At 62.3% G+C, this 20,258-nt stretch carries 22 protein-coding genes and 1 pseudogene; 13 read left to right on the top strand and 10 right to left on the bottom strand.

Features of this window, described 5'->3' with window-relative positions; all coding sequences use genetic code 11:
* Positions 1–60 precede the first annotated feature (60 nt).
* A complete protein-coding gene (locus tag ABH939_RS06925; RefSeq protein WP_404649493.1) occupies positions 61–1,320 on the top strand; it encodes an MFS transporter in 1,260 nt (419 codons plus the stop codon).
* On the opposite strand, the gene ABH939_RS06920 is transcribed toward ABH939_RS06925, so the two are convergent.
* Entirely contained in the window at positions 1,313–1,492 is a 180-nt protein-coding gene (locus ABH939_RS06920) for a TetR-like C-terminal domain-containing protein (protein ID WP_404649492.1), read from the bottom strand. The two genes, ABH939_RS06925 and ABH939_RS06920, sit on opposite strands and share 8 nt — an antisense overlap.
* On the opposite strand from ABH939_RS06920, the pseudogene ABH939_RS06915 reads away from it, so the two are divergent.
* Both ABH939_RS06915 and ABH939_RS06910 read left to right on the top strand, forming a co-directional pair.
* Positions 1,492–2,229, top strand: a pseudogene (locus ABH939_RS06915) (alpha/beta hydrolase); the annotation flags it as partial. The gene ABH939_RS06920 and the pseudogene ABH939_RS06915 overlap by 1 nt on opposite strands.
* A 353-nt stretch (positions 2,230–2,582) precedes the next feature.
* Positions 2,583–3,497, top strand: coding sequence for a tyrosine-protein phosphatase (locus ABH939_RS06910; protein ID WP_007735104.1), 915 nt, complete (start codon positions 2,583–2,585; stop codon positions 3,495–3,497).
* Between the two features lie 174 nt (positions 3,498–3,671).
* On the opposite strand, the gene ABH939_RS06905 is transcribed toward ABH939_RS06910, so the two are convergent.
* Positions 3,672–4,247, bottom strand: coding sequence for a TetR/AcrR family transcriptional regulator (locus ABH939_RS06905; RefSeq protein ID WP_030535586.1), 576 nt, complete (start codon positions 4,245–4,247; stop codon positions 3,672–3,674).
* Positions 4,248–4,355: 108 nt separating this feature from the next.
* Here ABH939_RS06905 and ABH939_RS06900 point away from each other — a divergent pair, with 108 nt between their 5' ends.
* The 3 genes from ABH939_RS06900 to ABH939_RS06890 all read left to right on the top strand — a co-directional run bounded on the left by ABH939_RS06900 (position 4,356) and on the right by ABH939_RS06890 (position 6,983).
* A complete protein-coding gene (locus ABH939_RS06900; protein ID WP_030535585.1) occupies positions 4,356–5,537 on the top strand; it encodes a GDSL-type esterase/lipase family protein in 1,182 nt (393 codons plus the stop codon).
* A gap of 71 nt (positions 5,538–5,608) precedes the next feature.
* Positions 5,609–6,115, top strand: a complete 507-nt coding sequence (locus ABH939_RS06895; protein WP_030535584.1) for a glyoxalase/bleomycin resistance/dioxygenase family protein — start codon at positions 5,609–5,611, stop codon at positions 6,113–6,115.
* Positions 6,116–6,167: 52 nt separating this feature from the next.
* On the top strand, positions 6,168–6,983 hold the full coding sequence (locus tag ABH939_RS06890) for a MerR family transcriptional regulator (RefSeq protein ID WP_047271490.1): 816 nt from the start codon (positions 6,168–6,170) through the stop codon (positions 6,981–6,983).
* A gap of 19 nt (positions 6,984–7,002) precedes the next feature.
* Here the strand turns inward: ABH939_RS06890 and ABH939_RS06885 are convergent, their stop codons facing one another.
* Entirely contained in the window at positions 7,003–7,158 is a 156-nt protein-coding gene (locus ABH939_RS06885) for a hypothetical protein (protein ID WP_165638325.1), read from the bottom strand.
* Positions 7,159–7,434: 276 nt separating this feature from the next.
* Between ABH939_RS06885 and ABH939_RS06880 the strand changes: the two genes are divergently transcribed.
* Positions 7,435–8,484, top strand: a complete 1,050-nt coding sequence (locus ABH939_RS06880; protein ID WP_404649491.1) for a biotin/lipoate A/B protein ligase family protein — start codon at positions 7,435–7,437, stop codon at positions 8,482–8,484.
* A gap of 45 nt (positions 8,485–8,529) precedes the next feature.
* On the opposite strand, the gene ABH939_RS06875 is transcribed toward ABH939_RS06880, so the two are convergent.
* Together ABH939_RS06875 and ABH939_RS06870 are read right to left on the bottom strand one after the other, a co-directional pair.
* A complete protein-coding gene (locus tag ABH939_RS06875) occupies positions 8,530–9,690 on the bottom strand; it encodes a hypothetical protein (RefSeq protein ID WP_030535582.1) in 1,161 nt (386 codons plus the stop codon).
* Entirely contained in the window at positions 9,690–10,637 is a 948-nt protein-coding gene (locus ABH939_RS06870; protein WP_030535581.1) for a metal-dependent hydrolase, read from the bottom strand. Before ABH939_RS06870 ends, ABH939_RS06875 begins: the two co-directional genes overlap by 1 nt.
* Before the next feature lie 225 nt (positions 10,638–10,862).
* On the opposite strand from ABH939_RS06870, the gene ABH939_RS06865 reads away from it, so the two are divergent.
* Positions 10,863–11,519: a TetR/AcrR family transcriptional regulator gene (locus ABH939_RS06865; protein WP_007735111.1), complete on the top strand. Its 657-nt coding sequence runs from the start codon at positions 10,863–10,865 to the stop codon at positions 11,517–11,519.
* Here ABH939_RS06865 and ABH939_RS06860 read toward each other — a convergent pair.
* Positions 11,485–12,219, bottom strand: a complete 735-nt coding sequence (locus ABH939_RS06860) for an energy-coupling factor transporter transmembrane protein EcfT (RefSeq protein WP_042450697.1) — start codon at positions 12,217–12,219, stop codon at positions 11,485–11,487. The genes ABH939_RS06865 and ABH939_RS06860 overlap by 35 nt on opposite strands.
* A complete protein-coding gene (locus tag ABH939_RS06855; RefSeq protein ID WP_030535578.1) occupies positions 12,216–14,255 on the bottom strand; it encodes an ATP-binding cassette domain-containing protein in 2,040 nt (679 codons plus the stop codon). The genes ABH939_RS06860 and ABH939_RS06855 overlap by 4 nt, the downstream gene beginning before the upstream one ends.
* 111 nt (positions 14,256–14,366) lie before the next feature.
* On the opposite strand from ABH939_RS06855, the gene dapB reads away from it, so the two are divergent.
* Positions 14,367–15,122: a 4-hydroxy-tetrahydrodipicolinate reductase gene (gene dapB / locus ABH939_RS06850; RefSeq protein WP_007735114.1), complete on the top strand. Its 756-nt coding sequence runs from the start codon at positions 14,367–14,369 to the stop codon at positions 15,120–15,122.
* Complete coding sequence (locus ABH939_RS06845; RefSeq protein ID WP_003942246.1) at positions 15,119–15,583, top strand: hypothetical protein; 465 nt, start codon at positions 15,119–15,121, stop codon at positions 15,581–15,583. The genes dapB and ABH939_RS06845 overlap by 4 nt, the downstream gene beginning before the upstream one ends.
* Before the next feature lie 34 nt (positions 15,584–15,617).
* On the opposite strand, the gene ABH939_RS06840 is transcribed toward ABH939_RS06845, so the two are convergent.
* Positions 15,618–16,274 carry a DUF3105 domain-containing protein gene (locus ABH939_RS06840; RefSeq protein ID WP_003942235.1) on the bottom strand — a complete coding sequence of 219 codons (657 nt, stop codon included), beginning with the start codon at positions 16,272–16,274 and terminating at the stop codon, positions 15,618–15,620.
* Between the two features lie 48 nt (positions 16,275–16,322).
* Positions 16,323–17,270, bottom strand: coding sequence for a hypothetical protein (locus ABH939_RS06835; protein ID WP_058038678.1), 948 nt, complete (start codon positions 17,268–17,270; stop codon positions 16,323–16,325).
* A gap of 200 nt (positions 17,271–17,470) precedes the next feature.
* Here ABH939_RS06835 and ABH939_RS06830 point away from each other — a divergent pair, with 200 nt between their 5' ends.
* Entirely contained in the window at positions 17,471–17,869 is a 399-nt protein-coding gene (locus tag ABH939_RS06830) for a DUF1801 domain-containing protein (RefSeq protein ID WP_007735116.1), read from the top strand.
* Positions 17,870–17,876: 7 nt separating this feature from the next.
* Here the strand turns inward: ABH939_RS06830 and ABH939_RS06825 are convergent, their stop codons facing one another.
* Complete coding sequence (locus ABH939_RS06825; RefSeq protein WP_007735117.1) at positions 17,877–19,034, bottom strand: isochorismate synthase MenF; 1,158 nt, start codon at positions 19,032–19,034, stop codon at positions 17,877–17,879.
* Between the two features lie 199 nt (positions 19,035–19,233).
* Here ABH939_RS06825 and ABH939_RS06820 point away from each other — a divergent pair, with 199 nt between their 5' ends.
* Together ABH939_RS06820 and ABH939_RS06815 are read left to right on the top strand one after the other, a co-directional pair.
* Complete coding sequence (locus tag ABH939_RS06820) at positions 19,234–19,464, top strand: phosphopantetheine-binding protein (protein WP_003942230.1); 231 nt, start codon at positions 19,234–19,236, stop codon at positions 19,462–19,464.
* Positions 19,452–20,252 carry a 2,3-dihydro-2,3-dihydroxybenzoate dehydrogenase gene (locus ABH939_RS06815; protein WP_007735119.1) on the top strand — a complete coding sequence of 267 codons (801 nt, stop codon included), beginning with the start codon at positions 19,452–19,454 and terminating at the stop codon, positions 20,250–20,252. The genes ABH939_RS06820 and ABH939_RS06815 overlap by 13 nt, the downstream gene beginning before the upstream one ends.
* Positions 20,253–20,258: the final 6 nt, after the last annotated feature.

The raw sequence follows: 20,258 nt of genomic DNA, 5'->3' as shown, positions 1-20,258 counted from the left end.
AGGTCACACAGCTGTGATTCGATCCTCGTTGTCGAATATCGGTGGTCACAGGGGGTGGACGTGGAAGCTCAAAACGCGCGACTTGGTCGAGAATTCGGGTGGTTGTGGTTCGGGTACGTCTCCAGCACTGTCGGCACCTGGGTGGGATTCGGTGCTCTACCCCTCATCGCGATCCAGGTTCTCGATGTCAGCACCTTCCAGGTGTCCATGCTCGCGGCCGCCGGGCTGGCAGTCGGTGCCGTGATTGCAGTGCCTCTCGGCGGGAAAGTCGAATTCCTCCGCAAGCGGCCAGTGATGATCACGACGGACCTTGTGCGGTTTTGTGCACTGATTTGCGTCCCGGTGGCATTTGCCATGGGTTGGTTGACATTCACGCTGCTGCTGTTGGTCTCGATCGTTGTTGTGGCGGCCGATATCGCATTCGTGGCAGCGAGCGGCGCCTATCTCAAGCACCTGCTGAAACCATCGCAACTTCTGGTCGCCAACGGGCGGTTCGAATCCACGACTTGGGCCGCCACCGCAGTTGGTCCGCCGTTGGGTGGTGGAGCAATCGGAATGTTGGGTCCGGTTGTCACGGTGATCGCCAACGCCGGTTCATTCCTGGTCTCGGCAGTCGGGTTGTATGCCATCCGAGGACAGGAGTTTCGCCCCGATCGGCGCGACGAGCCGACACCGAATCTGAAGGCGATGTTCGACGGTTGGAAATTCATCCTCGCTGACTCCGAACTGCGGCCACTCTTTTTCAACACGGTGTTGGTCAACGCCCTCATAATGGCGACCGAACCACTACTGGTTGTTCTGCTCGTGGGCGAACTCGGGTTTTCGCCTTGGCAGTACGGCCTTGCATTCGGCCTTCCCTGCCTCGGTGGCTTGATCGGCGCTCGGTTGGCTCCGCGGCTAGTCGCGCGTTACGGGCGACGCAGAGTTATGACCGTGTCCGGTGTCCTGCGAGCCTGCTGGCCAGTTGGACTTGTGTTCGTCGCCCCAGGTGTCGGCGGACTCGTGGTTGTCATCGCAGTTGAATTCCTCTTGATCGCTTGCATGGGAGTTTTCAATCCGATCTTCGCGACCTACCGACTCGAAAGGGTTGCGACTGATCGTGTTGCCCGCGTTCTGACGGCTTGGTCAGTGACCAACAAAGCCGTCATTGCGTTGCTGACCGCAGGGTGGGGTGTAATGGCGGTGTTCACCGGCACACACGCTGCAATCGTCATTTCCGGTGTACTGCTACTTATTACGCCGATCTTGCTCGTCCGCAGTGCTTCCGAACCTCGCCGATTGCCTGGGGAGAAGGAAACGCAGGACGCTACGTCTAGCTGACGGAGGTGTTTGCTTCGACCGAAACTCGATTCTGCGGAACGGGCCAATTGGTCAGCATCGAATCGAGAGCCTCGAGGATCCTGGACCAGCTTTCGGCGCTGTCCGGTGCACTGTGGCTGAACGATCCACCTAACTCCAGACTGGCATATCCATGGAAAACGCTGCCCAGCAATCGAGGGCCGATCCGTTTCGGTGCGCGTAGTCACTCCGAAAGACGGCGATGTCAACGGGGTCTATCTGTATCTTCCGGGTGGGGGTTTCTACATGAGTTCAGCGGCCAGCGCTGACGCCCGAAGCATGAGACTTGCCGACGAGGTCGGGGTGGTAGTGGTTACCGTCGATTACCGGCTTGCACCGGAATTCCCTTGGCCGGCAGCGCCGGACGATTGTGAGGCAGTCGCCTTGTGGCTGCTTGATGTCGCTGCCGAACGGTTCGGGACGACCAGGCTCGCCATCGGTGGTATGTCGGCGGGAGCAACCTTGGTGACGACGACGTTGCTGCGCCTTCGTGATCGAGGTCTGGCCAAGGCATTTTCGGGTGCGGTGCTGGAAGCGGGCACGTACGACGTCAGTGCCCAGACTCCCGCGGGCCGCACCATCAGCGACGAATACTTCATCGAAGCCTACGTCGGCCATGTCGATGATCGCACTCTCCCGGATATTTCTCCGACATTCGGCGACCTCAGCGGCCTGCCGCCGACCCTCGTTGTCGTTGGATCAGAAGACGTGGTCCTGGCAGAGAACCTTGCCATGGTGGCGCGACTGTCGGCGGCCGGAAACGACGTCGACTTGCGTCTCTATCCTGATGTCCCGCATGGATTTACAAACCATCCAACGCCTGTTGCCCGCCGCGCTGCGTCGGATATGGGTGCCTGGCTTGGGCAATGTCTCGACGGCGAGTCGGAGTGACAAGCACGGGCGCGGTTCAGCGTGCCGAGGTGCAGGAGTGGCAGGAGCTCGTCCTGCGGGACCCAATAACGTAAGTTTTCGTGGCACGCCACGCAATGTTGCGCTCAAACCTCATCACGGCCGTACCGGACGTGTGGAGCGGCTGCGGCCGCGGTCTGTCGTTCGAACGGGCCCGGCGTGGTCGATGGCGACGCAGTGACGGGCAAGAGTTTCTTCCTGCAGGATGGCGGCTGGCCGGGCACCTGAACACATGTCCGGTTTCTGGAGCAAAGTCGGGACGAGGAGCGTGCCACCCTTGTAATCTCGCACGGGAGTTTGCGGGGCGCGGGGTATCCCGCACAGCGAATGAGAGGATGAAGGTGACAACTGTCTACACGCGCCGCCGAGGGGCGCGCCCTTTCGGAATCGCCCTCGCTGCGCTGGTCGCTATGGGTGCGGCCCTGACAGGCCCCACACTCGCCTCCGCTTCGAGCGGCGACCTGCAATTGGGTTCGAGTCAGTTCGGATCGTCCGGGGAGCAACCGCCGCTGCCGGAGATCCCACCGCCGTCCGCGGCCGAGATCAGGCTCGACGAGGCGCGGAACTTCCGCGATATCGGCGGGTATCGGACTACCGACGGCAGGACCGTCCGGACAGGCCTGGTGTTCCGTTCCAACAAGCTCAGCTCGCTCAATGAGACTGATCTGGCAAAACTCACCGCCGCGAACCTGACCCTCGACGTCGACCTGCGCAACGCCTCCGAACGTGCGGAGGATCCCGATCGGATCCCCGCCGGGGTCACCTACCAGGTCGCCGACGTCGTCAGTATCGAACACGGCATCGCGTTCCACGAGTTCGTTCCCCTGACCCTCGGTCGCGCGTTGATCGACGGCGCAGTCAAGGGAACCTCGAACATCGGCCAGAGCATCGGCTACCCGTTCATGGTCAACTACCGTGGTTCCGATGTCGCCTTCCGTGACCTGCTGACTGCGATCGCGAACAACTCCGACGGCGCAACCGTCTACCACTGCAGTGCAGGGAAGGACCGCACCGGTTGGGGTACCGCGATCCTGCTGACCATTCTGGGTGTCCCGCGTGAGTTCATCAGTGCCGATTTCATGGCGTCGAACACGTACCTGGGCCGGGACGACGCGGTGGACCTGTCGTGGCTCGATGCGGCGTATGCACAGGTGGACCGGCTCTACGGCGGTATGGATACTTACGTACGGGAGGGCCTCGGCGTCGACCAGGGCACTGTCGACTCTCTGCGCGCCAAGCTTCTCCTCTAAGCGGAGCTCCACGCCCGGCTTCTTGCCTACTCGGACCTTCTTCTGTCCCAGTGCGACCTGTGGTTGCGGGAGCGCGCGATTGTGTGGCGCCGCTCCTGGGGTGGGCCCGAGGTTTCTTGGCCGTGTGCGATCACCAAGTGGCGCAAGAACTTGGCGCGCAAGAATCACGACTGGTCATGGACTCGACGCTGGCCAATTGGTCAGCATCGAATCGAGAGCCTCGAGGATTCTTGCCCAGCTTTCGGCGCTGTCCGGTGCACTGTGGCTGAACGATCCACCCAGCTCGAGGCTGGCGTACCCATGAAAAACGCTGCCGAGCAACCGAACTGCGTGGGTCTGATCGAGATCGGTGAGGTTGTACCCGCGCAGAATCGATCGCATCATCTGCGAGTGTCTGAAACCCGCGCTCGCGGCCGCGGCCTCCGGGGTGAGGCGCATCTGTGACGCGGCGTACCGACCAGGGTGTGACCTCGCGTAGTTGCGGTACACGTTCGCGAAGGCGGTCAAGGCGTCGCGGCCGGACCGACCGGCCACGGCGTCGGCAGCCTGGTCGGCCATCTCTTCCAAGGCAAGCAGCGCGATTCTGGTTTTGAGGTCGTTCGAACTTTTCACGTGCGAGTACAGGCTTGCGACCTTGACGTCGAACGCTCTGGCGACCGCCGATACGGTCACCTGCTCGAAGCCCACCTCGTCGGCCAATTCGGCGCCCGCCACGGCGAGGCGTTCGGGTGTCAGTCCTGCGCGAGGCATGTCCGTTGGTCCTGTTCGTCGAGAAGTGAAACCGCTTGCCTAAATAGTATAGGCAAATTACTGTGTGCTGTAGTTAAAACCTTCGCAACTTATCTACAGGTGAATGAGATGAACAGCCAGAGCAGCTGGATTACTACCGTAATTTCCGAGGACATCGTGCGCGGAGCCCTCGAGCTCGAGCGGACCGAACGCGGTGTGCTGACACACCGTCTGCCTGCCAGAGCTCGCACGCAATTCGCTGACGGGCAGATGGCAATGGCGCAATCACAACCGTCCGGAGTGCGGCTGGTGTTCCGAACCAGCGCTACGGCCATCGAACTCGACACTCTGCCCACGAAAATGATCTACATCGGTGCTCCGCCGAGGCCGCAAGGGGTGTACGACCTGATCGTCGACGGCGAACCAACCGGGCACGCAATCGCTGAGGGTGGCAACACGGTGACGATCGACATGGCGACCGGTACCGCTCAGAGACAATCCGGACCCGTCAGCACCATCCGCTTCGCGGACTTGCCCGCGCGATCCAAGACCGTCGAGATCTGGTTGCCGCACAACGAAACCACCGAACTTGTCGCATTGCGAACCGACGCCCCGCTCGAACTCGCAGTCGGCACGAAGCGTGATGTGTGGCTCCATCACGGAAGCTCGATCAGTCAAGGCTCCGGCGCTGAAAGTCCCTCCCGCACTTGGCCTGCTCTCGCAGCCTCCCTCGGCGGCGTGGATCTGATCAACCTCGGGTTCAGCGGCAGCGCTCTGCTGGACCAGTACGTCGCCCGCGCTATGCGAGACACTCCTGCCGACCTCATCAGCATCAAGATGGGCATCAATCTGGTCAACTCCGACGTGATGCGCCTGCGGGCCTTCACGTCGGCAATGCACGGCTTCCTCGACACGGTCCGCGACGGTCATCCAGTGGCTCCACTGCTGGTCGTCTCGCCTGTCTATTGCCCGATTCACGAAGACACGCCTGGACCTGGTGCATTCGATTTCGACGCGCTTGCCAGAGGCGAAATGCGATTCGTTGCTACCGGCGATCCCGCCGAGCGCGCAGCCGGAAAGCTGACGCTGCGCTCTATTCGGGAAGAGTTGGCGCGCATCGTAACCCAGCGATCGGCGGATGATCCCAATCTGCATTACGTCGACGGGTGCGATCTCTATGGTGCGGCCGAGAACGAAGAGTTGCCGCTTCCCGATCAGCTCCATCCGGACGCTGCGACGCACCGTCTCATCGGCGAACGCTTTGCCCAACGGGTATTCGCAGACGACGGCGCATTCGCACGCACGGTGTGATCGCGCAATCTGGTTCGATCGGATTTCACACGATTTGACCCTGACGTAGCGTGAGGGCTCACGATGGCTTCATGACCGATACTTACCCGGCATTCGACATCAGCCCCGTCCCTGTCCCCGCTACAGACGCCGTGCCTCCGGAACAGTTCCGAGGTCTCTACGGAATGCCCATGTTCGTGTCGGTTCCGACATCGGATCTGGCCGAATCTGCCGACTTCTGGATCCGTGGGCTCGGTTTCTTCGACCTCTTTTCGGTACCGGATCGACTGACGCACCTGCGACGCTGGGCATTTCAAGACGTTCTGCTCGTGCCCGGCGAATGTGCAGATTCACCACCGTCCGTCAGTGTGAGCTTTGCGTGTGTGCTGAGTCAGATGGACCAGATAGCACAGGCGTGTGAGGAATTGCGGCCCGGATGCACCAGCGGTCCACATCTGAAGCCGTGGAATTCACTGGAGTTGGAGATTGTGACACCGGAGAACGCGCGCGTGATCATGACGGCCGCTCGTCCGTACGACCCGAACAGTGCCGAGGCCGAGCATCTGCGAGGCATGGGAATTGACGGACCCGACGACTGAACCGAGGTCTGACGCTGTGGCCTCCCGAACCGCGTCTGTCAGACTGGATCACGTGACGGACCAACTCTTCGGAGACGAGGCAGACAGTGCTCTCACTGTCGGTGCTGCCGCATCACGACTAGGCATAACCGTACGTACCCTCCATCATTGGGACGCAATCGGTTTGGTGCGTCCGTCCGGGCGCAGTGACGGGGGCTACCGGCTGTACACCGACGCGGACCTCGGTCGCATCGGCCGGGTGCTTGTCTACCGTGACGTGGGTTTGTCGCTCGACGAGATCGGGATATTGCTCGATGCGCCCGCAGCCCACGTGGACGAGACGCTGCGTGGGCAGCGCGCCGAGTTGCGGCAACGGATAGCCGACTTGGAGGAACTGGGCGAGTCCTTGGATCGCATCATCGATGCCAGGAAGTCGGGTGTGCTGTTGCCGGCACACGAGCAGGTCTCGATCTTCGGCCGACACTGGCAGCCGTCATGGGGACCTGAGGCGCACGAGCGTTGGGGTGACAGTGCGCAGTGGGCGCAGCACGCGGAACGGTCGGCGGGTAGGACCGCTGAGGATTGGCAGAAGATCGCCGACTGCGTCGAGACGCTCAACGAAGATCTGGCGCTGGCCTGCCGATCCGGTGTCGAACCGGGAAGCGGCGAGGCGAATTTGCTGGCAGAACGGCACCGAGCGTCGATCGGGGTTTACTTCGACTGCACACATTCGATGCAGGTGTGTCTGGGACGGATGTACGTGGCCGATCCGGGATTCACCGCGTTCTACGAGCAGGTCGAGACCGGTCTGACAGTGTGGCTCCGCGCTGTCATCGATGCGAATGCTCGGGCCAACGGGGTTGCCCCCGAATCGGCGACGTGGGTGTGAGTGAGCTGGTGGTCGCTCGTCAGTCCAAAGACGCACACGCAGTGCACCACGGTCGGCCGTCGACTCCGTGGGCACGATGGGACACTGCGATGCGCGCGGCCAAAATGCAGCTTTCGTTGTCGTGATAGACGTCGAGATCCGAAGGAACCGTCGAGTGGAACGCCGGGACCTTCATGTCTACCTCCGTTGTGGCTCGCCAGGGAGTTGGCTCGTTGCGGCAATCCTCCCACCACAGAGATCATCTCGCCTGTCGGCAGAAGCAGGGCCGTTGCTCGGCCAAATTGCCAGGGGTCGACACGTGCGGTCCCGTCCGCGCGATTGTGCAGCCCCGCAGCGACTTACAGGTGTGGTTACTTGATCGCCCTGCCTTCCGAACAGATGCGCACTGCGCGCGGGGTGTGATCTTCGACGGCGCTCACCGCAGAGAATCCCGCAGGGATAGGCTGGACGGATGCGTGGAGAGTACAAGGTTCCTGGTGGAAAACTGGTCGCGGTCGACGTCGAGGTGGCGGACGGTCGGCTGTCCGAAGTCGCAGTCTCGGGGGACTTCTTCCTCGAGCCCGACAGCGCGCTCGACGACATCAACGCGGCGTTGCGCGGAATGCCCGCCGACTCGGATGCAGAACAGTTGGCGCATGCCATCTCCACTGCGCTCGACGAGTCCGTCTCGATGATCGGCTTCACGCCGCAGTCGGTCGGCATCGCGATCCGGCGCGCACTCGGCCACGCCACGAGCTGGGCGGATCACACCTTCGACCTCATCCCGCCGGTGGTTCTCGATCCCGCGATGCACGTCGCGCTGGACGAGGTCATCGCGCGTGAGGTCGCATCGGGTGAGCGTCCGCCGACATTGCGTTTCTGGGACTGGGACTCGCCCTTGGTCGTGATCGGATCGTTCCAGTCCGTGCGTAACGAGGTCGACTCCGAGGCGGCTGCGCGGTACGGCATCGGGGTGGTGCGCCGAATCTCCGGTGGCGGCGCGATGTTCATGGAACCGGGCAACTGCATCACGTACTCGTTGGCAGTACCGGCGTCATTGGTCGAGGGTTTGAGTTTCGAGCAGTCCTACGCGTTTCTCGATCAGTGGGTCATGGGAGCGCTTGCCGAGGTCGGTATCAACGCTCGGTATGTGCCGCTCAACGATATCGCCTCGGACAAGGGCAAGATCGCCGGCGCCGCTCAGAAGCGATTCGCGTCCGGCACTGTGCTCCATCACGTGACCATGGCCTACGACATCGACGCTGAGAAGATGACGCAGGTGTTGCGAATCGGACGAGAGAAGATGTCGGACAAGGGAACCAAGAGTGCGGCCAAGCGCGTCGATCCGCTGCGTTCGCAGACCGGAATGACGCGTGCAGCAATCCTGGAGTCGTTTGCGCAGCACTTTCGAGGTCAATACGACACCCACGACAGCGATTACACGGACTCGGAGTTGGAGCAGGCGCGCAAGCTGGTGGACACGAAGTTCAGAACCGAAGAGTGGACTCAGCGCGTCCCGTGAAACCGAGAAACCGGGACGAGACCCGAGCGGTCTCGTCCCGGTCGCCTAGGTAGCCGGAGTCGCTGAGTTTGCCCCGAGGAGCTCGGCGTCGGCCGTCCCGGAGTTCCGCTTCGGAATGGTGAAAGTTGCGCTCACGCACAGGATTGCGATGACGAAGCACGCCACTGTGTACCAGAGGTTCCCGATGGGATCTCCAGCGCTGGTGGAACCGTCGACCGCGTCGAAGAAGTCGGGAAGCGCACTCGCCCACAGGACGGCCATGACAACCAGGTACACCACGCTGTAGATCTGCACGAACCTGTTGGTGTGTGCAGGAGTGTTCGATTCTGCCGAGCGCAGGTGCGTCCATTGGCGGACGAGAACCACGATCGCGACCACTGTGAGGACTGCAAGTTCAGCGGCGTAGAGGAACCCGCGGACAGTGTCGCTTCCCATACCGAAGACCGTCGCCGGGAGCGGGAGAATGAACGTACCCAGCGAGGCCAGCAGGCCGATCACGATGGTGCGCCATACCAATTGAAGTCCGGAGAAGTGCTTGCCGGCATCGACGTGCCGTCCGACGAAGTACTGGACGCAGAATGCCAACGACATCGGCCACAGCGCGGCGAAGACGACCACGCTGGGAAGTGGAACCGCGTCGAACATGGGTTGGTTGATCGGGTTCGACGTCGACCACTCCCACCACCGCAACTGGGGCCCCAGGTGGTCGAAGATTTCGTAGAACGCATGGTGGACGAAGCCGACGCAGACAGCGCCCAGTAGTGGACCGTATTTGCGGAAAACGCCGAGCATTCTGACTATTTCGAAGGCCAACGTCGCCATCAGTGGATAGATGGCAACGATGTACAGCGGCAGTCGACCCCACATGAAGTCGACGGTGAACACGTTGTGCGCGAACATCGTGTCCACTTGTTCTTCGATGCCGAACGCCGCCGGGAAGTACAGCGGAGGCTCGATGATGAACAGGTAGGCGGTGGCGCCGAACCAGAGAACCAGATTGGTGGGGTCGCCGTTGCGGCGCAACCGCACGATCGCCAGGACCAGTGCGAGCACCGAGCCGACGATGATGGTCCATTCGAGGACGGGCAGGGTCCAGTTCTCCAGCGCCGCCGGGTTACGGAACTCGACGAGTCCACCTGCTTCCTGACAGGAGAAACCGAGTTCTGTTGCGAGCTGGGAAAACGTGGGGGAGCAGTGTTCTGCCATCAGTTGGCCCCTGACGTGATCGACTCGGCTTGTGCCTGAGATTCGGCGGTGTACCAGCGTGTGCAGTCGTAGCCGTCGTCGTAACGCTTGAACCACTGGTCGGCGAGTGCGGGGAGTTTCTCGTGGTCCGGGTTGTGATTGGGCATCTGGCTGCGGAAGACACCGCCGAGTGCAACGAGTTGTTCTCCGAGTTGAAGGTGATCGAAGGCGCGAGGCATCGTGCCCTTGGTCAGATACGGAGCGAACGACGTCAGAATCTTCTGCTTGGTGCGGTGGGTGGCGAACATCGACAGTGAGTCGACTTGCCGCTCGGAGAGCGGAACGTGCTGGTTGAAGCCTGCGCAGGCGATACGAATCACCTTCATCACGTGCGCGAAGATCGACGGTGCCATCCGCATCCGGTAAAGCTCGCTTCCGACAACGGAATTGAAGATGATCAGAGCCGAGCTGCGATGCTCGACCTCCTCGACGAAGTGCCAGATGAACAGCGACGCGACGCGGTCGTCTCCCGGGCGGAACAAGGTCGCCTCGTTGTCGAGCATCAGCTTGAACACCGGAGTGAAGGTCGCCTCCAGGTCCGCGGTGTATGCAAGCCGGTAGTTCAGCGAGGTCGCCTCGGTCAGTAGATCGAATTCACCGATCACAGCGTCGAGCGTGTTCTGTAGTCCGGGGTAGCGCCTGATCAGAGCCTTCACATGCTGGCGGTGCGCGGTCGAGTGATGGCCTTCCTGACGCATGAACGCCACGGCTTCCTCGGCCACTTCAGGATCGCTGATCCGCGACTTGGTCTGCATGATCATCTTCACGATCATCTTCTCGAAACCGATGGCCAGGAACGAGACCGCGTTGGACATGCTCGACCAGGCCGGATTCTCCGGGTTCCACAGGAAGGGAACGTCCTGATCCTCGAATCCGAAGTCCATTTTTCGGGGTTGAAGGTTGGTCACTTGTCGAACCTCGTCTTTCGGAGGGGCTGGTCAGGTGGCCGCTCTGGCACTCGAAGCCACGTGTGGCGGTAATCATACATATTGGTGTGCAGTTGTATGTTCACTTTCGGCGAGGGTAGTGAATTCGAGGGGCGCAGATGCAAAACCTGCCTGTGTTAGCCTGTGGCTCTTGGACTTCGAGCGCAAAGACATGGTTCGAGCCTCGTTCGAGCGAGGAAGTGGGCAGTGGCACGAAGGCGTGGGTGGGGCGGCAATCCACCGGACAGTGACGAAGATGCGTCTCGTCGCATTGTCGAGGCCGCGGTCGAGTTGATCGGACGGACGAGTTCGGAAATCAGCATCGGCGACGTCGCCGAGTCACTGGGCGTGATCCGGCAGACCGTGTATCGATACTTCCCCAGCGCTGACGCTCTGATGCGGGCAGCTGCAATCGCGTCGGTCGACGGCTACCTCGATCGGCTCACCACACACGTGAGCGGCATCGAAGATCCCGTCGAGGCGATGACCGAGGGTGTCGTCTACACCCTGACCCAGGTCCACCGAACGCCGCATCTCGGCATTCTGCTCACCAGCACGAATTCGAGTCTTCATCCCGAAGGTCTGACCTCTCAGGAGGCGCAGGCCTTCGGAATGGCGATGATCACCCGCTTCGACGTGGACTGGGTGCGTTTCGGATACGACGACGCATCACTTCAGGAACTGGTCGAATACGTCCTGCGGACGATGCAGTCGTTTTTCCTCGCGCCCGGCGACCCGAAGCGGAGCGACGAGGAACTGCGGCGATACCTACGGCGCTGGATGGGTTCTGCGATCATCGCCCAGGGAAATTCTGTCAGCGGTGATCCGATCAGCGCAGAACCAGAGTCAAAACAACCGCGCTGACGCACGCGGCGATGACGACGATCAGCGCGAACAGGTCGGCGAGCTGAGGGCGCTTGGGGTACGCCGCGATCAAACCGGTGCCCCCGCGAGCGGAGATCGCTTCACCCATCTCGGCAGAGCGCCGAATTGCCACCGACATGGTCGTGGTGATCAGATCGACTATCGAATTGTCGGCAGCGCTGTTCACCACAGCTTTCGGGCGTAGTCGTCGCGCCGCCACCAGGGTGAGCATCTCGTCGATCAAGAGCGGAAGTGAACGAATGCAGAGGGCCGTCGCGATCGCCCACTCGTCGACCGGGATCTTGAGGAATCGCAGCGGTCTACCGAGCGTTGCCAGTGCCGGCGCCACATCGCTCATCGACGTGGTCCATGCCAACATCAGTGAGACGCAGAGCAATACAAGACCGAACGTCACAGCTTGCAGGTAGATGAAGACTGCGTCGAGGCCGATCGGAAGATTGATCAACGCGCCGAGCAGGATCAGCGCCCACAACCACCACGGAGGTCGCGGAACTGCAGTCGGGGGGATGCGTCCGATCACCGCGGTCAGCAACAACAATCCGAGTACGACGCCGATCGCCGGCCAGGACGGAGCGGTCACGACCACGATGCTGACGAGAACGACGGCAACGATCTTCGTTCCGGCCCACAATCGGTGGATCGGCGATGAAGTCGGGACTTCGCGCAGAAGTGTTGTCACGTCGTCGATCCTTCCAAGGCGCTGCTGGCGGCAGGGTCGAGGATGCGACCCTCCGACAGTCGAATTGTTCTGCTGCACACGGCGTCCATGCCGTCGACATCGTGGGAGATGACGACTACTGCGGTTCCGTTCCGACGAATCCACCTGAGTACGTTCAGGATTTCGTGTCGACCGGGTGGATCGAGACCGGCCAACGGTTCGTCGAGGATGAGTACCCGCGGTTGGCGCACGAGGAGACCGGCCAGGACGACGCGTCGCATCTGTCCGCCGCTCAACTCGTCGATGCTGCGGCCGGCGATGTGACGGTCGAGTCCGACGGCGTCGAGCGCCCACGAGACTTGCACCGATCCGATCTCCGGACCTCCGGCGGCCTCGATGTCTTCGGCGACGGTTCGGCGTTGCAGCTGCAGTCGCGAATGCTGGAACGTGAGACCGACGGTGCCGAGTTGGCGTGAGACGGGTTTGCCGTCGAAGACTGCGGTTCCCTTGCTCGGTGCGATCAAGCCCGCCATGATCCAGGCCAGAGTCGATTTACCGGAACCGTTGCCGCCCAGAACCAGCAGCCCGTCGCCGTCGCCGATTGTGAGATTGACGTCCGACAGTGCGCGCCGCGACCACGGAGTCCGGTCGTTGTACGTGTGGGTGACATCGGTGAGTTGGAGGACAGCTCGAGTGCTGACCGGCCACGGCGCAGACGGCGGACCCCCGAACGTCGACGTCATCCAACCGGGTTGGTGATCGATCTGCCGTCCGCGTTGTAGTTGAATCACCCGATCTGCGTTGCGGGTGTCGGCGTGGTGATGGGTGACCAGTACCACGGCCATCGGGTGGCGTCGCGGAAGTTCGGCAAGGAGCGAGACCAATTCCTCCCGGCCGGCCTGATCGACCATCGCGGTGGCTTCGTCCGCGATCAGCAGAGCGGGGCGCCGCGCCAGCGCGGCTGCAACAGCCAGACGTTGCATCTCGCCACCGGACAGCCCGGAGGTCTCACGCATACCCATGCCCGCGAGTCCCACCTCGGCCAGCAGTGCATCGACGTCGGGATGCGACTCGGGGGGGAGCCCCCAGACGACGTCGTCCGCGACGCGGGTTCCGAGGATCTGGCTTTCGGGTCGTTGGAGGACGACGGCGGTTCCGCCGTGTCGGCCGAGACCGGCGGACCCGGGTCTCGTCAGCGTCCCGACAGTCGGCGCGCGACCGGCGAGCAACCGGGTGAGTGTGGACTTGCCCGAGCCGTTGTGGCCGACGACGGTGACGAACTCTCCTCGTCGCACGGTGAAGTTGACGTCGACGAGGGCCGGTGTCGTTGCACCCGGATAGGTGAAGCCCACGTGATCGAAAGTGACCGGCAGAGGATCGATCGGACGGTCGTCGGGTGCTGTCTGGAGCGGGTCGGCCGAAGGGAGTGCAGCCAATCGGTCGAGGACGGCGCCGAGGACGAAATAGGAGACGACGGTACTGAGGACGATTCCGGAGATGATGGACACGCCGATCCACAACCACCAGTAGTCGATGATCGAGCCGATGCTGTTCTCGATCCATTCGGCTGCGCCGACCAGTGTGGGGGCACGCTTCAAGATCTCGGCCACGCCCAACGCGGTGTTCTCGAGCGAGGTCAACAACAAGGTGCGCAGCGGAGCGAGAACAAGCAACAGGACTATGGAGAACAACGCCAGCGCGGGCCCGATGACCAATGACGACAGCAATGCGGAGACGAAGCCGAGACCGCGCCGCTTGACCGTACCGATGATTCCGCCGAGGAGAGCGCTCAATGCGACCGCCGCCGCAGATCCCGAACCCGCCGCGACAAAGGCGACTGCCGTGGCCGAGATACCGGCCGTCGTCACGGCGCGGACTCGGAAGCGCTGGGCAACAATTCCCATCGGAACGGCGGCCACGAGGTTGAGGGCGCTGGCCATGGGGATGACCGTGGCAATGACGGACAACGCGACCGTGAATCCGGCCATGACGGCACCCGTTGCCAACTCGAGTGGTCGAAGGTTGCCGGTTTCGCGGACTTGCGGACGGTTGCTCACTACGTCCAGTGTGCCAGTGGTGACATAACTCCCGCCCGACTGATGGTGAGCGCATCGGGGTGATTGCGTAGGCTTCACCTCAAACAATGCATCGGACGGAGCGTGGAAGACGTGAGTGCAGCACCCATCAGGGTCGGGGTTCTGGGAGCCAAGGGCAAGGTCGGTCGAGCGATCTGCGAGGCAGTGGAAGCTGCTCCCGATCTGGAACTCGTCGCTCAGGTCGACACCGGTGATCGCATCGAGACGTTTGTCGACACCCGCACTCAGGTAGTGGTCGATTTCACGCACCCCGACGTCGTCATGGGAAATCTGGAATTCCTCGTGGCCAACGGAATTCATGCAGTGATCGGCACCACCGGTTTCGACGAGTCCAGGCTTGCGACTGTTCAGTCCTGGCTCGACGCCCAGCCGGCAACGGGTGTTCTGATCGCCCCGAACTTCGCCATCGGTGCTGTGCTGTTGATGCGCTTCTCGGCTGCCGCGGCGCGCTTCTTCGATTCCGTCGAGGTCATCGAACTCCATCACCCCAACAAGGCAGATGCTCCCTCGGGCACCGCATACCGAACGGCCGCCATGATCGCCGAGGCTCGCGCGGAAGCAGGCGTCGGACGCAGCCCTGACGCCACCACGACCGAGCTCGAGGGTGCGCGCGGAGCCGACGTCGACGGCGTCCGGGTTCACTCCGTGCGGATGGCCGGACTGGTCGCGCATCAGGAAGTGATTCTCGGAACTCAGGGCGAGACACTGACCATTCGCCACGACTCGATCGACCGGAATTCGTTCGCGCCGGGCGTTCTGCTCGGTGTCCGCCAGATCGGCTCGCGTCCGGGTCTGACGGTCGGTATCGATTCCTTTCTCGATCTATGAACAAGACCACCCGCACCGTCGCACTGATCGTCGCGATTTGCATCGCGCTCGCGGTGTACTTCGTGCTGCTCGGCCAGCGCGGAATCCAGCTCATCCAGGACGGTGGCGGCGCCGCGATCGGTCTCGGGATCGGCGTGCTGATCCTGCCGTTCCTGGGGCTGTGGCTCGTCATCGCCACGCTCCGTGCCGGCTTCACGCACCAGCGCCTCGCGCAGCAGATTCACGACGAGGGCCTCGCTGTCGATGCGTCTGCGCTTCCGAAATTGCCTTCGGGCCGGATCGAGCGAGCGGCCGCCGACGAGTTGTTCGCCCAGATCAAGGTCGACTGGGAAGCAGACCCGGACAACTGGAAGCAGAACTTCCGACTCGCTCGCGCCTACGACTATGCCGGTGACCGAAGCCGGGCTCGGGAAACCATGCGACGGGCAGTCGAACTGGAACGCCGTTCACGAGGCAAGTAGGTGTCTACGCCGCGAAGCGGGGCCTGCTGAGACGCTACCGCTCCGGAACGGTTGTGGGAGATGACGGATCCGGAGTGGTGGGGTCGAATGGCGGCGGGTTGTTCGGGTCGAAGCTCGTCACCGGCACCGAACAGGTCGCGCCCACTTCGGGATACGTGTTCGGGTTGACGCGCAGAGCCGAGACGAACTGATCGATGCGCGCGTCCGCGGCGTTGTCGAGCTTGAGCTGACGGCCCCACGACTGCAGCGAGATCGGCGAATCCAGGGTCGGATACGGCGACATCAACGTGTAGCTCATGCCCTCGACTCGCTGTGCCAAGCGAGCCTGATCCTCGCTCGAGACGAGGTCGGGGTTGTACGTGATCCACACGGCCCCGTGCTCGAGAGAATGGACCGCATTCTCGGTCCGAATCGCTTGTGGATAAACAACTCCGGTGCAGTTTGCCCAGACCGAGTCATGACGGCCTCCGAAGGGCGGTGAATATGTGTACGCCACGCGTTCGTTCGGGCGTACGTGTTGGGCTGCTGGGTAGTCGACCGTGACAACTCCGTCGATGGCTTCGGACGGATCCGGGTTGTCGATGCTCGGAACAAACGCATCCGGGCGCGGTGATCCTTCGAGGGAATTCGCACACGAAGCCAGTGCGAGAACTGCCGAGACCACCACTGTCGCTCGAAGTTGTTTGTTCACTCGGCCATGATAGCGGCGCCTGTCCGCTTTCCCGGGGACGCGAATCGACTACGACCCGAGAGAGCCGCTCGCTCCGCCCGACAGTGCGATGTCGCTGGCGCCGCGAAGAATTCGGATTGGTGGTAATGGCCCTCGGTATGCCTCGGAGCCACTGATCAGATCACCGGCAGCGTCGAACGCGATCGCCTCACCTTGTGGCTCGTCGGGAAGGGGGACGCGAATCGGGTTGGTGTTCAACGCTTTCACGATATCGCCGTCGGGAGCTGCGTACAGGTAAGCGTCGGTATACGTGCGGAGCGCTACCACCGTGCCGTCCTTGCTCACGGCGCCGCCGGTGACAGCCATCGTTCCGGCGTGGGGAACGGGCCCACCGGGTGTGAGGGTGGGAGTAAATCTGAGCTGACCTACTTTGGCCAACATGGTCGGCGAGCCCGTACTCAGATCCTGAACCTGCTGTCGCTCAGCGGTTGTGTAGACCACGCTTGCACCTAGGTAGTCCTTGGTGACGATGACGGGAACCCCGTCGCTCTGGATCAGTAGTGTCTCGGCGTCGTGCGCGCCGTCGGGATAGACCAGGGGGTAGGAGGTCGCCGCACCTGAAGCCGGATCGAGTTCGATCAGCCCGACCGACGTTCGTACCGCGTTGTTGTCGCCGATGTCTGCCAGCCACAGATGGCCGTCGGGAGTCGACGACAGATCCTCGACGTCGACACGAGGGGTGCCCACGCTGATCCAGCGCTGCACGTGGCAGTTCGAATCGAGTTCGGCGACCCGATCGTCGGAGCCGCTGTCGCCGATTGCGTACATCCCGGCCGCGGTGACGGTGAGTCCGGACAGCTCGGAAAGGCCTGCATCGGTGGGTGTGCACAGTACGTCGAAGACGCGGGCCTGTTGCGCCGCCGCAGGAACGGTGTGAACGCCGACAATCGCGGCGGCGAGAACAACCGATCCGGCAGCCCAAGCGACTGAGTGGGTGAGCGGTCGATTCCAGATCACGATGCAGTCCTCCAGGCCGAAGAATCGGGACTTAGTACCCAGAGAATACTGGACGTCCGTCTCACTTTGACCGAAACTGCAAGAAATCGCATCTGCCGAGACGCCGTGATGCGTCAGTGATTCACCGAGTGAATCCGCGTGCAGGAGGGGATACTCGACTCACCGGAGATCGGCGGCGACGAGCAGGAAGTGACGAAGCGATGGCGAAGAGTGAGTCCGACAAGCAAGGCGCAGATTCCCCGTCTCGGTTGATCGACAAGCGAATCGAGGAACTCGGAGACTGGCGGGGCGAGATGCTCGCCCGGATACGAACTCTGATCAAAGAAGTGGATCCGGATGTGGTGGAGGAATGGAAGTGGCGAGGTGTTCCCGTGTGGTACCACGCCGGAATGATCTGTACCGGTGAGACTTACAAGAGCGCAGTGAAGGTGACCTTTGCCAAAGGCGCATCACTCGACGACGCTTCAGGACTCTTCAACTCCAGCCTCGAGGGCAATACGCGACGGGCGATCGATTTCCACGAGGGCCAAGCCGTCGACGAAAAGGCGTTCAAGGCACTCGTTCACGCCGCGATTGCCCTGAACACCTCGAAGAAGTGACGCCCTGTCAGAGATGATGTTCAGCGAGGTCGAACGCACTGAGTAGCGTGCGGAATTTTGTACTGGTCTCTCTCAATTCGATTTCCGGGTCGGAAGTAGCGACGATGCCGCCGCCGGCGTAGGCCCGCGCCGAGAGGCCGTCTGCTGCGATCTCGGCGCAACGAATAGCTACCATCCACTCGCCGTCTCCAGTCCGGTCGCACCAGCCCACGGCACCGGCATAGAACCCACGATCGGCTTCGGTTGCGGTGATGTGCTCGCGTGCGGCGACCGTCGGTGTGCCGCAGACAGCGGGAGTCGGATGCAGCGCCATTGCGAGTTCGAGCGAGGTCAGGCTCGGGTCGATCAGGACACCTTCGATCTTGGTCCCGAGATGCCACAGTTGCGGTGTCCGAAGGATTTCCGGTGCGCTGGGTGCATTGAAGGACGTGCACAGTGGTCCGAGTATCGCGCTGATGGAGTCGACGACAAACGCGTGTTCGGCCAGATCTTTGGTCGACGCGCGGAGTTGCTCGGCATTCGCCTCGTCCTGATCCGAATTCGGATGGCGTGCAATCGAGCCCGCCAGCGGGTGGCAGGTGACGACGCCGCCTCGCCTTTCGATCAGAACCTCGGGCGTCGAACCGACCAGCGAACGCCCGCGGTACTTTCCTCCGGCGGGGGACAGGTCGACGCAGAAACCGTTGTGCGCGTGATCGAGTGCAATCAGTTTCTCGGCCAGAGCGGCGGGGAAGATCGTGGACTCGGCCTCGATGGTCAGGGAGCGTGCGAGGACAACTTTGTCGAGTTCGCCTGCTCGAAGTCGTTCGATGGCTCCGCGGACCCTGTCGGTGTGGATCTGCGGGCTGGGTTCGAATCCGACTACCCGCGAAGTGGGTAATGACGGGATGTTCGAGTGATATAGATCACCGCGGACTCGTGTGAAACTCAGTGGCGCGGTGAGGGCGGACGGCGTCTCCGGGGAGAACGGCAGGGCGCCGACGACCGAGTCGATGCGCCCGGTCTTGAGGGCTTCGGCAGCGTCGAAGGCCGAGTCGAATTCTTCGACTACTCCCGAAGTGCGGATCGACGTTTGCCTACGTGAGAGCAGGAAAACGGAGTCCGTTTCATCGTCAGTCCGGTTGTTGCGCAACGGGAATTCGGAGACTTCGGCGAGTGCTGACATGGACACCCTTCCAGTTCGACAGATTGCTTGTTATGTTGAGGCTAGCCTTAGTTTGGGTGAATTTGTGTTGCGAGCGTCCGGGTTGTGTACTTCCGTACCGTTATGGTTAGGCTGGCCTAAAGTCAAGGCGTGCGGACGGGGTCGACACGAGGTTGGGTTGGCTCGATCTGAGCGCGTCGACCACTACTCGAGGAGACCGATGAGCAACACCGTGGACCGTGACCAGATCGTGCGCGACGTCGCCGAGGTTCTGTCGATGAGGGCAGAACAACTCGGCGACGACGCGGACCTGGGTGACGAAGGCCTTGACTCGGTTCGCTTGATGACGCTCGTCGAACGGTGGCGGGGAGCGGGCGCGGATGCCGACTTCGCGGAGTTGGCAGAAGAGCCCACGATCAATGCCTGGGTTCAGGTCCTGTGCCCGCAGTGAGCGAGCGCCGAATCGCCGTGGTCACCGGTGCTGCGGCGGGGATCGGCGCCGCAGTGGCCCGTACGCTTGCGCGCGACGGGTATTCGCTGGCGTTGCTCGATCGCGACGACGTCGAATTGAAGCGGGTAACTGCGGAATTGGCAGAAACAATCGTCGAAGGCGCCGATATCGAGAGTCACGTCGTGGACGTGACCGACCGGCAGGCAGTCGACGCTGCAGTGGCCTCGACGATGGACACGTTCGGCCGGATCGACGCGCTCGCGCACGTCGCCGGAATTCTCGACACCGGATCGGTGCTGGACTCCGATCCGGACCAGTGGCGGAAGATATTCGGCGTCAACGTCTTCGGATTGCTGAACGTGCTGCAGAGCGTGGGACTGGAAATGCGTCGCCGTCGGGCCGGGGCGATGGTGGTCGTCTCGTCGAACGCGGCCGGTGTCCCACGTATCGGGATGGGTGCTTACGGTTCGTCCAAAGCTGCTGCCACCATGTTGGTTCGAACCGCTGGACTGGAGCTGGCTACTGACGGCATTCGTGTCAACGTGGTCGCTCCGGGATCCACCGACACAGCGATGCAGCGGTCATTGTGGTCGGACCCTTCCGACGATTCGGGTGCCGACGCGGTCATCGAAGGCAATCTGGCGAGCTATCGCCTGGGTATTCCGCTCGGAAAACTGGCCACCGCAGACGATATCGCCGACTCGGTGCACTTCCTGCTGTCCGACCGGGCGGCCCACATCACCATGCAGGCGCTGTACGTCGACGGTGGAGCGACGCTCAAAGCGTGAGACGTA

This window comes from Rhodococcus sp. 27YEA6, from assembly GCF_044908235.1.
GTDB classification, from domain to species: domain Bacteria; phylum Actinomycetota; class Actinomycetes; order Mycobacteriales; family Mycobacteriaceae; genus Rhodococcus_F; species Rhodococcus_F qingshengii.
This window is presented reverse-complemented; position numbering and strand designations above follow the sequence as displayed.